Annotated in this window: 15 protein-coding genes and 1 pseudogene; 6 read left to right on the forward strand and 10 right to left on the reverse strand. The window is 63.7% G+C overall.

Annotation, left to right across the window (positions count from 1 at the left end):
• Positions 1-429 (reverse strand): FAD-dependent oxidoreductase (locus tag KBZ07_RS06915; protein WP_254930923.1); only part of this gene is annotated, 429 nt, incomplete at its 3' end.
• A gap of 144 nt (positions 430-573) precedes the next feature.
• Here KBZ07_RS06915 and KBZ07_RS06920 point away from each other — a divergent pair.
• Complete coding sequence (locus KBZ07_RS06920) at positions 574-1833, forward strand: O-antigen ligase (RefSeq protein WP_254930924.1); 1260 nt, start codon at positions 574-576, stop codon at positions 1831-1833.
• 54 nt (positions 1834-1887) lie between these two features.
• Here the strand turns inward: KBZ07_RS06920 and KBZ07_RS06925 are convergent, their stop codons facing one another.
• The 4 genes from KBZ07_RS06925 to KBZ07_RS06940 form a co-directional block, all read right to left on the reverse strand.
• Positions 1888-2667 carry a hypothetical protein gene (locus tag KBZ07_RS06925; protein WP_254930925.1) on the reverse strand — a complete coding sequence of 260 codons (780 nt, stop codon included), beginning with the start codon at positions 2665-2667 and terminating at the stop codon, positions 1888-1890.
• Entirely contained in the window at positions 2657-4066 is a 1410-nt protein-coding gene (gene dnaB, locus KBZ07_RS06930; RefSeq protein ID WP_254930926.1) for a replicative DNA helicase, read from the reverse strand. Before dnaB ends, KBZ07_RS06925 begins: the two co-directional genes overlap by 11 nt.
• 119 nt (positions 4067-4185) lie before the next feature.
• A complete protein-coding gene (rplI, locus tag KBZ07_RS06935) occupies positions 4186-4644 on the reverse strand; it encodes a 50S ribosomal protein L9 (protein ID WP_197152383.1) in 459 nt (152 codons plus the stop codon).
• A gap of 42 nt (positions 4645-4686) precedes the next feature.
• Entirely contained in the window at positions 4687-5658 is a 972-nt protein-coding gene (locus KBZ07_RS06940) for a fatty acid desaturase (protein ID WP_254930927.1), read from the reverse strand.
• A gap of 55 nt (positions 5659-5713) precedes the next feature.
• On the opposite strand from KBZ07_RS06940, the gene KBZ07_RS06945 reads away from it, so the two are divergent.
• A complete protein-coding gene (locus KBZ07_RS06945) occupies positions 5714-6502 on the forward strand; it encodes a hypothetical protein (RefSeq protein ID WP_254930933.1) in 789 nt (262 codons plus the stop codon).
• 40 nt (positions 6503-6542) lie between these two features.
• On the opposite strand, the gene KBZ07_RS06950 is transcribed toward KBZ07_RS06945, so the two are convergent.
• Complete coding sequence (locus KBZ07_RS06950; RefSeq protein WP_254930934.1) at positions 6543-7445, reverse strand: fatty acid desaturase; 903 nt, start codon at positions 7443-7445, stop codon at positions 6543-6545.
• A 146-nt stretch (positions 7446-7591) separates the two neighbouring features.
• On the opposite strand from KBZ07_RS06950, the gene KBZ07_RS06955 reads away from it, so the two are divergent.
• From KBZ07_RS06955 to KBZ07_RS06970, 4 genes are all read left to right on the forward strand, one after another.
• A complete protein-coding gene (locus tag KBZ07_RS06955; RefSeq protein WP_254930928.1) occupies positions 7592-8866 on the forward strand; it encodes a methionine gamma-lyase family protein in 1275 nt (424 codons plus the stop codon).
• 20 nt (positions 8867-8886) lie between these two features.
• Positions 8887-9276: a glycine cleavage system protein GcvH gene (gene gcvH / locus KBZ07_RS06960; protein WP_254930929.1), complete on the forward strand. Its 390-nt coding sequence runs from the start codon at positions 8887-8889 to the stop codon at positions 9274-9276.
• On the forward strand, positions 9276-12209 hold the full coding sequence (gcvP, locus tag KBZ07_RS06965) for an aminomethyl-transferring glycine dehydrogenase (RefSeq protein WP_254930930.1): 2934 nt from the start codon (positions 9276-9278) through the stop codon (positions 12207-12209). Before gcvH ends, gcvP begins: the two co-directional genes overlap by 1 nt.
• Before the next feature lie 93 nt (positions 12210-12302).
• Positions 12303-12497 (forward strand): hypothetical protein, encoded by a 195-nt coding sequence (locus tag KBZ07_RS06970; protein WP_197152372.1) that lies wholly within the window; start codon positions 12303-12305, stop codon positions 12495-12497.
• A 29-nt stretch (positions 12498-12526) separates the two neighbouring features.
• Here the strand turns inward: KBZ07_RS06970 and KBZ07_RS16145 are convergent, their stop codons facing one another.
• The 4 genes and pseudogenes from KBZ07_RS16145 to KBZ07_RS06995 all read right to left on the reverse strand — a co-directional run.
• Positions 12527-13240, reverse strand: a complete 714-nt coding sequence (locus KBZ07_RS16145) for a rubrerythrin family protein (RefSeq protein ID WP_261355621.1) — start codon at positions 13238-13240, stop codon at positions 12527-12529.
• A gap of 94 nt (positions 13241-13334) precedes the next feature.
• On the reverse strand, positions 13335-14036 hold the full coding sequence (locus KBZ07_RS06985) for an ATP-binding cassette domain-containing protein (RefSeq protein ID WP_254930931.1): 702 nt from the start codon (positions 14034-14036) through the stop codon (positions 13335-13337).
• The gene (devC, locus tag KBZ07_RS06990) at positions 14036-15199 is read right to left on the reverse strand and encodes an ABC transporter permease DevC (protein WP_254930932.1); all 1164 of its coding nucleotides are present in this window, start codon (positions 15197-15199) and stop codon (positions 14036-14038) included. Before devC ends, KBZ07_RS06985 begins: the two co-directional genes overlap by 1 nt.
• Positions 15196-15382: pseudogene (locus tag KBZ07_RS06995) on the reverse strand (hypothetical protein); the annotation flags it as partial. The gene devC and the pseudogene KBZ07_RS06995, both read right to left, overlap by 4 nt.

Genomic DNA, 15382 nt, shown 5'->3' on the forward strand with positions numbered 1-15382 from the left:
TGGCGTGCCCTCCAGCTCCAGGCCGGTCACCATCGCCTCGCGCAGGGCCAGATTTGGCGTGTGCTGCAGCAGCTGCAGCATCTGGCGTGCGTACTGACGTTTATCTGTCTGGGCCCGCAGGGCCCAGACGGCCGGGCCGCGGCTGGCGTTGAGCACCCGCTTCTGCAGGGCCGTTGCATCGGCCAGTCGGCCGATCACGCCGCCGAGGGCATCGACCTCATGCACCAGCTGGCTCTTGGCCGGCCCGCCCACCGCCGGGTTGCAGGGCTGCCAGGCGATTCGATCCAGGTTGAGGGTGAAGAGGGCGGTGCTGAGCCCAAGACGCGCGGCGGTGAGGGCCGCCTCGCAGCCGGCATGGCCGCCACCCACCACGATCACGTCGAAGTGTTCCGTGAAGTGTTCGGTGAAGTGGGTGGCGAAGCTTGTCATGTATCCAAGACTATCGAGTTGCCCGCGCTGGGTTGGGTTCTAAAGCATCATTATTAATGGCCTACGGTCACTGGCAAATAGTCAACAGGCTTGGCGATCCTGCTTCGCTAGGCTAGTATTGAGTGCGTGGTATTGACTGTATTTATGGGCGGCTTTTTGGCAAAACTGCATCCAATAATTATCAGGCTTGCCTTGCTCGAGTGGTCAGTATTCGCTTTTTACTCTTCCATCCTATTGGTTAAAAACTCGTTCGGGTTGTTTGCGGGGGTATTGGTATCCTTGAGCCTAGTGGCGGTGCTTGGCCGGTGGCCTTGGCGATTATTGCCCTTGGATCATGTCTTCACCGGGCTCTTGGCGATCTTCCCATTGCTGATGGTGCCATCTCTGCTGGTAAATGGTGGCTCACTAGATTATTTTGATTATCCGATTCGGGCGTTATTATATATTCCCTTGATTATTGGGCTTCGTAGTTATGCTGAGCCCAGGGCGTTTGAGGACTTTCTGTTTCGTGGTGTGAGCACTGGTGGGTTGTTTGCTGCCATTTTCTCGGCCCATTCGCTTATTTTAGCTCCTTCAGAGCGTGTTGGCCTGCCAATCACCAATCCAATTGCCTTTGGCCAGATCGCCGCAGTCCTTGCCTTGCTTGCTTTGGCCGGTATGTGTAGGAATGGCAGTCGGCTTCAAAAAATATATTGTGGTTTTGGTTGCTTGGGTGCAGTCATCGCTGTGTATACTTCTGGTTCGGCAGGGGCGTTGTTGGGCTTAGTATTTGGTGCTTTGGTACAGCTTGTTTTGCTGGGTCGTTCATCAAAAAACCCAGTGCATACCAAGATTATATTTATACTATTTTTGGTTTCAGCTGCTATTTTGTTGCCGCTTGCGATTTTCAAATATGGTCAAATTACTAGCGAAACAACAGCCTTTTTTGCAGGAAAAGGCATGGGAACATCCCAGGGGCAGCGGCTTATAGCGATGGAAATTGCACTCCAAAGCTTTTTCCAGCACCCCCTCTTTGGCATAGGGCCTGGGAACGGTCATCAAGTGATCGCTGCCTACTGCAGCGCGAACCTATGTACTGATCAATTTCAGGGCTGGACGGGCATGCATAACCAGTATCTGGATATTTTGCTGACAACTGGCTTGGTTGGTCTTGCAGGCTGGTTTGCATTTTCTATTGGCATTTTTTGTTTGTTTTACAGTAGGTTCCGATCTGGTGTGGCCCGCATCATTTCGGGCGCTGGGTCGTCTGTGGTTGTGGCGATGATGATTTCCGCCTTCCCCCAGCCGCTTTATCATCATAATATCTCTGTGATCTCTTTCTTTTTCACCATCACCTTCCTTTGGTTCTTGGCTTATCCTGCGCCCAAAGAGTTGACAAGTCTTGATGAAAATATGATGAAATAGGCCCATTGGCTCGCCTTGGGCTGTATGAATTTTGGGGTTTGCACTTCAAAGCTGCTAGCACCAGTGCCTGCGCAGCTCCTCGCCCAGGTAGCCCCAGAGCTGGGGCTGGAGTGGATGGCGCAGGATCGTGCGGCGGGGATGGCGCCAGGGATGCAGCACCTCATTGGGCTTGGGCCGGCCGTGGAATTTGAGGATGGAGCTGGCCTCCAGTTGTCCCCGCGCCGCCTCGGGATTGCGCCGGGCCAATTTGCGCAGGGCTTTGTAGGAGCTCACCCAGCCTGGGGGCCAGTAGGTGAGGGCGCCGGGAGCATGGTCGCTGAATACCTGAAAGATGAAGTTCTGGTCGCCCGGGAAGGCTGCGGCCGGGTAACGGCCCTGTTTCCAGCACTGCCACACTGCCTGGGTGTGGGCATCGGGACGGCACCAGAGCACCGATGAGTTGAGAATCGGGTAGTTCCAGTCCCGCACGCCGATCACACTGGAGTGGCTGGCTCGCCCCAGCTTCACCAGGGGGGCCAGGTTGGAGCGGATCACCAGGGTGCTGTCGAGATACAGAAAGGGATCCCCGCCGGTGAGGCCCTGGTCGAAAAGTTTCAGCTTGCCGAAAAAGCCCTTCAGGCCGCCTCCCTGCAGATCCCGTACCTCCAGCCGCTGCTGCTTGGTGCTCGGCCCGTCGAAGCGTGCCGGTTCGGGCTGGTCGGTGTACACGATGAAGCGATGGGCTTCGCTGAGGTTGCGGCCCACCATCGCCGCCAGTCGACTTACCCAGAGATCTGGGTAGCGCTGGCCGGTTTGGACCGTCACCACCTGGAGGGTGGGGTGCTCAGGCGGCAAGATTCCTGAACCGGGTGAACTGGGGCTCAAACAGCAGCTTCACCGTGCCCACCGGGCCGTTGCGGTGCTTGGTCACGATCACCTCGGTGATGCCGCGATCGGCCGTTTCCGGGTTGTAGTACTCGTCGCGGTAAATCATCAGCACTAGGTCGGCGTCCTGCTCGATCGAGCCCGATTCGCGCAGGTCGCTCAGCATGGGCCGCTTGTTGGTGCGCGATTCGACGCCGCGGCTGAGCTGGGAGAGAGCCATCACCGGCACGTTGAGTTCGCGGGCCATGCCCTTGAGGCCCCGGGTGATGCGGCTGAGCTCCTGCACCCGGTTGTCGGGGGTGGAGCCCTCCATCAGCTGCAGGTAGTCGATCACGATCAGGCCCAGCTCCTTGCCGGTTTCGGCCATCAGCCGGCGGCAGAGGGAGCGCATCTCCAGCACGCCGGTATTGGGCTTGTCGTCTAAGAAAAGAGGAAGTTGGCCCAGGCTGTTGATGCCCTGGCCGAGCAGGGGCCATTCCTCCTGCTGCAACCGGCCGGTGCGCAGCCGGCCGCTCTCGATGCCCACCTCCATTGAGAGCAGCCGGTAGGTGAGCTGCTCCTTGCTCATCTCCAGGGAGAACACGCAAACCGGCAGGGCGTGGAGCTGGGCCACGTTCTTGGCGATATTCAGCACGATCGAGGTTTTGCCCATGGCCGGCCGGCCGGCCACGATGATCAGGTCGCTGCGCTGCAGGCCCTGGGTGATGGCATCGAGGTCGTAGAAGTTGCAGGGGATGCCCGCAACGGAGGTGCCGAGTGAGCGGCTCTCGATCTCGTTGAAGGTGCTGGTGAGGATCTCGGCGGTGGGGGTGAGGCCGGTGCTGGGTTTTTCCTGGCTGATGGCGAAGATCTTCTGCTCGGCCTCATCGAGCACCTGCTCCATCGGCTTGCTCTGGTCGAAGCCGAGCCGGATCACCTCGTTGCCGGAGCGGATCAGCTGGCGCCGCAGAAACTTGTCCATCACCAGGCGGGCCACCTGGTCGATCGAGGCGGTGGAGGTGATCCGTTCCACCAGCTCCACCAGCCGCCCCTGGCCGCCCGCCTTTTCGAGGGAGCCGGTGTCGGCCAGCCAGGCGCACATGGCCGTCAGGTCGGTGGGCTTGCCTTGGCTGTGCAGCATCACCGCCGTGCGGTAGATCTCGCGGTGGGCGCCCAGATAAAAGGCCTCCGGTTGCAGCACGTCTGCCACCCGGCCGATGGCGTCAGGATCCAGCAGGATGGCGCCCAGCACCGCCTCTTCCGCCTCCAGGTTTTGGGGTGGAATCGAATCGGGCAGGGCCTCGAAGTTGGCCTCCTCGCGCAGGCGCCGCCGCCCGCCTGGCCTGGGCTCTAGCGGTTCGTCTGCTCCGGCCAGGGCCGCGTTCACCATCGAAAAGCAGGCGGGAAAGGGGGATGCACAGAGCTGATCAGGGGGCCGGTGCTCCGCCCGGGGCCATCAGTTTGCACCGGATCCCCGCAATCGCCCACTTAGGGCGAGGGGGGAGGCGCTCAGAAGCTCGCCACTTCCAGGTTGATCTCCGCCACCACTTCCGGGTGCAGCTTCACCTGCACCTTGTAGGAGCCAGTGCGGTGGATATCGGGCACCGTGATGTCGCGGCGATCCACCTCTTTCTTGGTGGCAGCTTCGATGGCCTCGGCCACGTCGCCGTTGGTCACGGTGCCGAAGAGCACGTCATCGCCCCCGGTCTGCTTCTTGACGGTGAAGCGGCCAATGGTGTCAAGGGCGGTGCGGAAGGCCACGGCCTCGGCCTTGAGGGCCGCCTGGCGCTCGGCTTCCTTGGCGCGGCGGGCCTCCACCTGGCGCAGTACGGCGGCGGTGACGGGCACGGCCTTGCCGGTGGGCACCAGGAAGTTGCGGGCGTAACCGGGGGCCACTTCCACCAGGTCACCGTCCTTACCCAGGCTCAGAACGTTTTCGTTGAGGACGACTTGAACGCGCTTGGCCATGGGATCGAACGGGGGAGTTTGGCGGATAGCCGATCGGCAAGCCTACGCCAGGGTGCGGGCGGTGGGGTTGGCGGCAGCCGGCAGCCGCACCGCGGTGGCCAGGCCCAGAGCGCGCAGCAGGCGGATGTGCTGCCAGGTGAGGTCGATCTGGCGGCCGAAGCCGTGGCGGGCCGAGTGGGGGAAGGCGTGGTGGTTGTTGTGCCAGCCCTCGCCGAAGGTCAGGGCGGCCACCCAGGGGTTGTTGCGGGAGCCATCACCACTGGCGTGGGCCACTTCGCCCCAGAGGTGGGTGGCCGAGTTCACCAGCCAGGTGCAGTGGTAAACCACCACCAGGCGCAGGGGGATTCCCCAGAGCACCAGGGCCCAGCCACCGGCGCCGGTGACACTGCCGATCCAGAACAGCAGGGCAGCCAGCGGCAATTGCAACAGCAGGAAGTAGTTGTTTAGCCAGCGGTAGTAGGGGTCGCTGGCCAGGTCGCCGGTGAGGCGGGGCACCGCCGCCATGGCGGGGATGGCCTCCAGCATCCAGCCCATGTGGCTCCACCAGAAGCCCTTGAGGCTGGTGTGGTGATCCATCTGGGTGTCTGAAAACTTGTGGTGGTGGCGGTGCAGGCCCACCCAGTCGAGGGGGCCGTGCTGGCAGCTCAGTGCTCCGCAGGTGGCGAAGACGCGCTCCAGCCACTTGGGCACCCGGAAGGCGCGGTGGCAGAGCAGGCGGTGGTAGCCGATCGTCACGCCCAGGCAGGCCGTGAGCCAATAGAGCACCAGGAAACTGGCCAGGGCGGGCCCACTCCAGAACTGGGGCAGCAGGGCCACCAGCGCCAGTACATGGATGGCCGCCATGAAGCCGATCGTGCCCCAGCGGGTGCTTTTGGGCTCGTTGCTGGCGGGGGCTTCGCCGTGGCGGGAGTGGTGCAGGGCCTGGGCCCGCCGTTGGCCGCTGACCCCCCGGCTGATCGAGGCCGGCCGGCGGGTGGCCAGGCGCTGGCTGGCTGGTTTTGCTGGTGCGGCCATAGGGCCCAGGCTCCGATTGAATGACTACAATAGTAGCAATACGAATCCGGATCAGGTGGGTTATCGGGAGGAACTCGCATCGGGGAGGGTTGCCTTCGCCCATCTGATCAAGGTCTGGCACGAGCGCAACGGCTGGTCCCATCGGGTGTTGCCGGCCCTGGCGGAGGCCCTGGATCTGGGCCGGATCCACGGCTCCCAGCTCTCCATGCTGCGCAACGGCAAGCTGGCCTCCCCAGGCCCGGAGGTATTTCTGGCCCTGGGCCGGATCAACCAGCTGCTGGCCGCCGATGGCCGAGCCGGAGAGCTCGGCGAAGGCCTGCGCTTGCAACTGGTAGACAGCCCCGAGCTGGTGACGACCCTGGAGGCCTCCGCCCTGCCGGTCCAGGATGAGGGGGCTCCGGTGTTGGGTCCTGGCGAGCTGCTGGAGGTATTTGTTGGCCTGCGCCAGCCGCCCCAGGCCTTCGACCTGCGCATCGCCGATGCCGAGGCTGGGCCGTTGAGCGGGGCCCTGGCCCAGCTGCTGACGGCGGGCAGGCCCTGGCGCCTGTGCCGCGACCAGTTGATGGAGGCCTATCCGGTGGAGAAGCGCCAGCGGCGCCAGCGTTTTGCCGAGGTGATGGCGGGCCAGCGGGATTTTTCGGCGGCAGAGCTAGACAGCGAACTCGCCGATCTGCGCCGCACCCTGGCCCGGCTCGGGGCCACCGGCGAGGGAGAGCTGGAGGCGGATCAGTTTCTCGAGGTGCTGCGCAGACAGGCCGCCGACCTGGGCCTGAGCGGTGGGGCGGCCGGGGCCCAGTTGGATCTGGCCGCCGCAATCCGCCAGCAGCTGAAGGATCATCGCTAGGGGGATATCGCTAGTGGAACGATTTCCGCTAGTGGAACAATCACCGGTAGCTGGCCTCCCGAACCCGCCTGGCCCAGCCCAGGGAGCGCAGCAGCTTGATGTGCTGCCAGGTGATGTCGAATTCAAACCAGCGCAGGCCGTGGCGGGCCGAATGGGGAAAGGCGTGATGGTTGTTGTGCCAGCCCTCGCCGAAGCTCAGGATCGCCACCCACCAGCAGTTGCGGGAGAGGTCGGGGCAGTCGAAGTTGCGGTAGCCGCAGAAGTGGGTGGCGGAATTCACCAGCCAGGTGACGTGGTACACGATCACCAGGCGCAGGGGGATCGCCCAGAGCACAAGGCCCAGGCCGCCGCCGTGCACGCCCGCCAGTTCTCCATACCAGAAGAGGGCCGCGCCCAGCGGCAGTTGCAGCAGCAGGAACCAGCGGTCTAGCCAGCGATAGAAGGGGTCGCGCTGCAGGTCGCCGGTGAGCCGCTCCACGTGCTGTAGGGCCGGAATCTCGTGCAACATCCAGGCGCTGTGGGCCCACCACAGGCCCCGGGCCGCATCGTGGTGGTCGTTGGGCTGGTCGGAATACTTGTGGTGGTGGCGGTGCAGCCCCACCCACTCGATCGGGCCGCTCTGGCAGGCCAGGGCCCCCATCAGCACCAGGATGCGCTCCAGCCAGCGGGGGGCCGTGAAGCTGCGGTGGGTGACCAGCCGGTGCAACCCCAGGGTGACGCCCAGCACGGTGGTCCAGTAGAGAACGGCCAGCACCAGCACGGCCTGCCAGCTCCAGAACCGGGGCAGCAGGGCAAAGACGGCCCCCACGTGCATCGCCAGCATGAAGCTGGTGGTGCCGACCTTGAACTTGCGCTGGCGTGCCGGCAGGGGCTCGCGCCTGGCCGCCAGAGCTGCGCGGATGCGTCGCTCCTCCTGGCTGCTGGGGCTATCAACCCTGAGCATCTGGGGTTGAAGGCCTTTGTTGCTGGCCGGATCTGAACTGAGAACCAACGAACTCTCCCGGTGGTGGATGCCGGGCAGGGCCATGGCAGCGGCGCAAATCTAGCCGTGGCTCGCCCGCCAACATGGGGCCTGCCCGGGTAGATCCCATGACTGATTCCGCCGGCTCAGCGCAAGGGATTGCGGCCCAGCGCATCGGGGCTGCGGTGGCGGCTACGGCCGCCGCAGCCGACCGGCACACCAGCGGGGTCCAATCCCGGCTGGAGCGGGTGCTGAATGCATTTGCGGCCGAGCGGCTTGGCCCCCAGCACTTCGCCTCGGTGAGCGGCTACGGCCACGGCGATCAAGGCCGGGAGGTGCTCGATCGGGTGTTCGCCCGGGTGCTGCAGGCGGAGGCGGCAGCGGTGCGGCTCCAGTTCGTCAGTGGCACCCATGCGATTGCGGCGGCACTGTTTGGCGTGCTGCGGCCGGGCGATCGACTGCTGGCCCTCACCGGCCGCCCCTACGACACCCTGGAGGAGGTGATCGGCATCCGCGGCAGGGGCCAGGGCTCCCTGGCGGAATTCGGGATTGCCTACGCCGAACTGGCGCTCAGCGCCGCCGGCCGGGTCGACCTCGCAGGCCTGGAGGCCGCCATGGCGGTTCCTACCCGCCTGGTGTTGATCCAGCGCAGCTGCGGCTACAGCTGGAGGCCCTCCCTTTCGGTGGCCGAGATCGGGGATCTCTGCGCCCGGGTGAAGGCGATCCAGCCCGACTGCATCTGTTTTGTCGACAACTGCTACGGCGAGCTGGTGGAAACCCGGGAGCCAACGGCGGTGGGGGCCGACCTGATCGCCGGCTCCCTGATCAAGAACCTCGGCGGCACCATCGCCCCAACCGGCGGCTACGTGGCGGGGCGGGCCGAGCTGGTGGAGCAGGCCTGCTGTCGCCTCACGGCCCCCGGCATCGGCAGTGAAGGCGGCACCAGCTTCGACCTAAATCGCCTGCTGTTTCAGGGCCTGTTCCTGGCCCCCCAGATGGTGGCCGAAGCCCTGATCTGCAGCGAGCTGGTGGCCCAGGTGTTCAGCGATCTCGGCTTTGCCGTAAACCCCCTGCCTGGCGCAGAGCGCAGCGATGTGATTCAGGCGGTGCGGCTGGGGGATCCCGAACGGCTCAAAACTGTCTGCCGGGCCTTTCAGGCCGCCTCGCCGGTGGGCGCCTATCTCGATCCGGTGCCGGCGCCGATGCCTGGCTACGCCAGCGAGCTGGTGATGGCGGGCGGCACCTTCATCGACGGCAGCACCAGTGAGTTCTCCGCCGATGCCCCGCTGCGGGAGCCCTATGTGTTGTTCGCCCAGGGCGGCAGCCACCGGGCCCATGCCCGGATCGCCCTGGAGCGGGCTTTGCTGGCGCTGGCCACAGCCGGCTTGGATCGGACAGAATGAGCGCACTTTTTCACTAGGCGATGGCGCTCACCTTCCCCGGCGATTGCCGCTACGCCGACAGCCACGAGTACGTGCGCCCGGAGGGCGAGCGGCTGCGGCTGGGCCTGAGTGCCTTTGCCGTCGACCAGCTCGGCGACATTGTGTTTGTGGAACTGCCCGAGGTGGGTGCCACGGTCCAGCAGGGGGCCAGCTTCGGCAGTGTGGAATCGGTGAAGGCGGTGGAAGACCTACTGGCGCCCGTGGGCGGGGTGGTGCTGGCCCGCAATGAGGCCGTGCTGGCTAGCCCCGAGGAGCTGCAGCAGGATCCCTATGGCGAGGGCTGGCTACTGCTGCTGCAGCCGGCCGATCCGGCCCAGCTCGAGGGCCTGATGGATGCCCAGGCCTACTGCGCCAAGGTGCAGGGAGCCTGATGGAGACTTCGCCTGCAACCTTTGAGAGCCGTCACATCGGCCCCTCGGCTGAGGACCAGCGCCGCATGCTGGCGGAGGTGGGTGCGGCCAGCCTCGAAGACCTGGCCGCCCAGATTGTGCCGGCCGACATCTTGCTGCCCCCCGGGGAGGCCTTGGTGGGTTTGCCCGAGCCCTGCAGTGAGGCCCAGGCCCTGGCTGAACTGGCAGCTATCGCAGGCCACAACCAGGTGGTGCGCAGCTTGATTGGCCAGGGTTACTACGGCACGGCCACCCCGGCGGTGATCCAGCGTCACGTCTTTGAAAATCCCGCTTGGTATACGGCCTACACCCCCTATCAGGCTGAAATCGCCCAGGGCCGGCTTGAGGCCCTGCTCAATTTCCAGACCCTGATCTGCGAGTTGACAGGGCTGCCGATTGCCAATGCCTCCCTGCTCGATGAGGCCACCGCTGCGGCAGAGGCCATGGCCCTGGCCCGGTCGGTCTGCAAGCGGCCCCAGGCCCTGCGTTTTTTGGTGGATCAGGCCGTCTTCCCCCAAACCCTGGCCGTACTCCAGACCCGCGCTGAACCTCTGGGGATTGAATTGGAGTTGATCGATGCCCAGGCGCTGGCGGGGTCCGGGCCTGGGGCTGCAGCCCCAACCCTGGCTGATGACGTTTTTGGGATCTTGTTGCAGCTGCCGGGAGCCGGGGGAGGCCTGTGGGATCCGTCTCCCCTGCTGGCCGCGGCGCGGCTGGCCGGGGTGATCACGGCCGTGGCCATTGATCCGATGGCTCAGGTGTTGCTGGCGCCGGTGGGTGAACTGGGTGCGGATATTGCCGTGGGCAGTGCCCAACGCCTTGGGGTGCCCATGGGTTTTGGCGGCCCCCATGCGGCATTTTTTGCCACCACCGCTGCCTTCAAGCGCCAGATCCCCGGGCGTCTGGTGGGCCAATCCATAGATGCCGAGGGCCGACCTGCGCTGCGCTTGGCCCTGCAAACCAGGGAGCAGCACATCCGCCGCGACAAGGCCACCAGCAATATCTGTACGGCCCAGGTGCTTCTGGCGGTCATGGCCGGCTTCTATGCCGTGCACCACGGTCCGGACGGTTTGACGGCCATTGCCAGCCGCTTGGTGGGGCTGCGATCCGCCTTGGCCGCCGGCCTGGGGGCCCTGGGCCTGGCGCCGGACGGCGAACCAGGTTTTGACACCCTCACCGTGCGCCCCCCTAATCCGGACGCCCAGGTGGCCCGTGCCTTGGCGGCTGGTTTCAATCTCCGCTCGGCCGGTGCGGCCGTGGGGATCAGTCTCGATGAGCTCAGTTCGCTCGAGGAGTTGCAAGCCTTGTTGGCCACCCTGGCGGAAGGGGCCGACCAGGCTGCCCAGGCCCAGAACGCCTGTGCTGCAGCTCTAGCGCAGGCCAGTGTTGAGCTGGCCTGGTCAGACCTGCCCCGGCGAAGGGCCCCCTGGCTCAGCCAGGCCGTGTTTCACCAATACCGCAGCGAAACCGAACTGCTCCGCTACATCCAGCGCCTGGTCAGCAAAGACCTGTCGCTGATCCACGGGATGATCCCCCTGGGCAGTTGCACCATGAAGCTCAATGCGGCGGCTGAACTGGCGCCCGTGAGTTGGCCAGCCTTTGGCCAGTTGCATCCCTTTGCTCCGCCTTCCCAGACCGCTGGTTACCAACTACTGGCCGCCCAACTCGAGGGCTGGTTGGCAGCGATCACCGGATTTGCAGGGGTGTCGCTCCAACCGAATGCCGGTTCCCAGGGGGAATACGCCGGGCTGCTGGCCATCCGGGCCTGGCATCGCAGCCGCGGCGAAGGTCACCGCAAGGTGTGTTTGATACCGGTGAGCGCCCATGGCACCAACCCGGCCAGTGCGGTGATGGCGGGCATGCAGGTGGTGCCTGTTGCCTGCCAGGACGACGCCATTGATGAGGTGGACTTGGCCGCCAAGGTCAAGGCCCATGCCGGTGAGCTGGCGGCCTTGATGATCACCTACCCATCCACCCATGGGGTGTTTGAGGCCGATCTGCGCCAGGTCTGCGATTTGGTCCACGACCACGGAGGCCAGGTGTATCTCGATGGCGCCAACCTCAACGCCCAGGTGGGGCTCTGTAAGCCCGGCCTCTATGGGGCTGATGTCTGCCATCTCAACCTGCACAAGACCTTCTGCATCCCCCATGGCGGCGGTGGTCCGGGGGTGGGTCCGATCGCGGTGGCAAGCCACCTGGTGCCCTTCCTGCCAGGCTCGGATGGGGATGGGGATGCTCCCAATCAGGTGTCCGCAGCACCCCTGGGCAGCGCCAGCATCCTGCCGATCAGCTGGATGTATATCCGCATGATGGGTGGAAGTGGCTTGCGCACTGCCAGCCAGGTGGCCTTGCTGGCGGCCAATGTGATTGCCAAGCGCCTGGATCCCCACTTTCCGGTGCTGTTTTGGGGCGCCAATGGTTGGGTGGCCCACGAATGCATTCTCGATCTGCGCCCCCTCAAGCGCAGCATCGGCCTGGAGGTCGATGACCTGGCCAAACGGCTGATGGACTATGGCTTCCATGCCCCAACGGTGAGCTGGCCCGTGGCCGGCACGGTGATGGTGGAGCCCACCGAGAGTGAGTCGCTAGCCGAGCTGGATCGCTTCTGCGCCGCCATGGTGGCGATTCGCCAGGAGGCCGCGGCGATCGAGTCCGCCCAGGCCGACCCGCTCAACAACCCGCTCAAGCGGGCGCCCCACACCCTGGCCGCGGTGACCGCCGACGTCTGGGACCGTCCCTATTCCCGCCAGCAGGCAGCCTTTCCTGCCGGCGAAACCCAGCGGACCAATAAGTTCTGGCCGGCTGTGGCCAGAATCGACAATGCCTATGGCGACAGGAATTTGGTCTGCTCCTGCCCTTCGGTTGAGGAAATGGCTGAGGCGATGGCTGAAGAAGTGGCCCAAGTGGTGGCGTAAGCCTGCTCAGGGGGCCTGGTCAGGGGGGCAAAGATGCCGCACACTGGGTTCAATCTGCTTCGCCTGGCAGACGCCAATTTTTGTTGGGGGACCATGAAGGGCAATGACGGCGGGTCTGAAACCGGGGAGGGCAAAACCCTGAGAGTGGAGGGCACCAACGTGGTGCGCGTGCCCTTTGGGGTGCGCCGGTCCCGGCGCCCTCGCCCCAAGCGGCCCGACCACTGGGCCACCCTGGTGTTGCCCTTCCAGAGGCACACCGATCCAACCCCGCCGCCCCAGGCTGCTTGATCTAAACAGCCTGATTAAAGCTCCCTGATTTAGGCGGGGAGCAATTCCGGTTCGCGGTAGGGAATAAAGCTGGCCTTGCGGGCCCCGCAGATCGGGCATCGCCAGGAGTCGGGGATGGCTTCGAAGGCAGTGCCCGGGGCAATTCCGGAATCCGGATCACCTACGGCTGGGTCGTAGATCATTGAGCACAGCTTGCAGATCCATTTGCCGGCCACGGGAGTGGCGGCTTCCCCGGCCACTCCCTTGCCCTGCAGGGCTTCCAGGGCAATGCCGTAGCGCTCGGCGTGGTGCTGCTCAATTGGGGTGAGTAGGCCAAAGTTTTTGGCGGCGGTGCGGAAGATGCCGGCGTGTTGCTCGGATTCTTCCCCCTGTTCCTGGAACTCAGCCGCGGCGCCGGAGTCTTGATCGGCGCGGGCCTGGGCGGCGAAATCCGGGTACATGGTGGTGTACTCATAGGTTTCGCCCTCGATCGCCAGCTCCAGGCAGCGGCTAAGCAGGGCCTGCTTTTGGTCTTCGCTGAGGCTCGCCGGATCGCTGATCACCAGCTCCGGGTGCAGCAGCCGGAAGTGGGCGAAGGCGTGCTCGGTTTCCTGGGCGGCGGTGTCGCGAAACAGCTTGGCCAACTCGCTATGGCCAACCTGCTTGGCCACCTCGGCAAAGAACAGGTATTTGCGGTTGGCCATGCTTTCGCCGCCAAAGGCAGCTTCCAGGTTGGCGGCGGTGCTGGGTTTGGCGATGTCCATGGCACGGGAAGGCAGCTCAACCACTATAGGCTAAGTCGGACTCGGTATGAGTTGGGAGCATGCGTGGCTGTTGGCGGCGTGCGGGGTCGTGGGGTCAGTCTTCGGCCAGGGCGCCGGCTTCTAGGGCCACGATGCGATCGGCAATATCCAGGACTTTGTTGTCGTGGGTCACCATCACAATTCCTGCTTGCTGCTCCTTGGCAAGGCGTTGGAACAGATCCACCACCTCCCTGCCGGATTCGCGATCCAAGGCGGCGGTGGGTTCGTCGGCCAGCAACAACTTGGGCCCCGCTACCAGGGCCCTGGCAATGGCGACCCGTTGTTTTTGGCCGCCCGAGAGTTTGGCGGGGCCGTAATGGAGGCGATGGCCCAGGCCCACTTGCTCGAGCCCTTGCTGGCAACGTTTATCCATGGCGGAGCGACCCTGCCGCAGCCAGTCCGGCAGCACTTCCAAGCCGAGCCGGACGTTTTGGAGGGCTGAGAGATAAGGCATCAGATTGTGGGCTTGAAAGATGAAGCCCACCTGGCGCCTCAACAGCGTGAGCTGTTGGCTTGACGCCTGCCTTAGCTCTTGGCCAAATATCTGCAAGCTGCCCTCTTGGGCTGCCCGTAGGGCTCCCACCATGGTTAGTAGGGTGGTTTTGCCTGAACCCGAGGGTCCAGTCAAGATCAAAATTTCCCCAGGATGCACGCTGAGGTTGATGTTGCGCAGCACCTGTTTGGGTTTTCCCGCCTCTTCAAACCAATGGTTTAGGCCTGTAATTTCCACGAGGGGTTTTTCCCCTGAGGTGGCCATCAAAAAACCTCGGCAGGATCAAGACGCCGCAGCTTCCCTGTGGCGAGCCATCCGGAGGCGCTGCACAGCACAAGGGTGAGGCAAAAAACAAACAGGGCCCGGCCTAGGGTCATGGCCACCAGGAGCCCTGTGGCACGCACCAGGACTTGATACAGCAGCATCGAAAGCAACACACTGGGTAAGAAGGCCACGGTTGCCAGGAGCAGGGACTCTTGAAGAATGATCCCCACAACGAAGTTGTCGCCATAGCCGATGGCTTTCATGGTGGCGTACTCGCTGAGGTGATCGCCCACGTCTGAGTAGAGAATCTGGTAGACAATGATTGCCCCAACAGCTAGGCCGACAAGCACGCCCAGGTTGAAGATCAAGCCAAAGGAGGTGTTGCGCTGCCAATGGCTCATTTCACGCTCTTTGAGCTGTTGGATCGTCAGCACCTGGAGTGAGGGATCCAAAAACCTGGAGATCGTTGCCTGGACCTGGGCTTCCTTGGCGTCAGCACTGAGCTGGATCACGCCTAATTGGATATCATCGTTGCTCTTCTCAGGGAAGTAGGTCTGAAAGTTGGCTGCAGACATGATCAGGTTGATGTCGGCGGCAAAGGTGAGTCCGAGTTTGAAGATCCCCACCACCTTGGCCTGTTGGCCGCGCAATTCAGTTAGATAGCTGTTGCCCGTCGCCAGGGTCTGCACGACCGATCCAGCTGCTTTTTTCGATGCTGAGTCGAAGAAGAGGGTATTTGGCTGCTTGAGCAGTGCTTTGTTTTGTTGGAGGATAGGTAGCTTCAGAGCCGGATTTTCCGGGGTGACCCCAAAGACAAGTGCTTGCTTGCTCTGACGGGTATCCCTGTTGAGCCAGTCGGCTTTACCGATATACAGAGGTGTGACTCCAGTAACACCTTGAACCCCTCGGACCCGAACGAGTTGGGCCCTGGAGAAATTGAGAGGTTCGCCGAGGTTGGTGTATCGCTTCGGGACGAGGACCAGTTGGCCACTGATTTGATCGATGGGCCGTTTTTGGCTATCGTATAGCGAACCGGATAGCCCTAGCTGGAAGAAGACCAGCACATTGGCGAAACTCACCCCAGCGATAGCGGCTAGAAGCCGGAGGGGGCGGTGGCTGAGTTGAAGCCACGCCACAGGTGTGCGACTGCCCAGCAGGTTCATAACTGCGCCGGCCGCATCTGTCGCTGCGCTGCTGTTAGGGGCGCGAACAGCACATTCACTTGTAGGTAATTGACCCGACTCGCTTTTGCCATCTCGTTCTCGGGCAGGGCGATCTTGACTTCGACAACCCGGCGGTCGACGTTTTCACCCGACTCCCCACTAAATACACTTTGGCGGCTGATC

It is taken from the genome of Cyanobium sp. BA20m-14 (assembly GCF_024346295.1).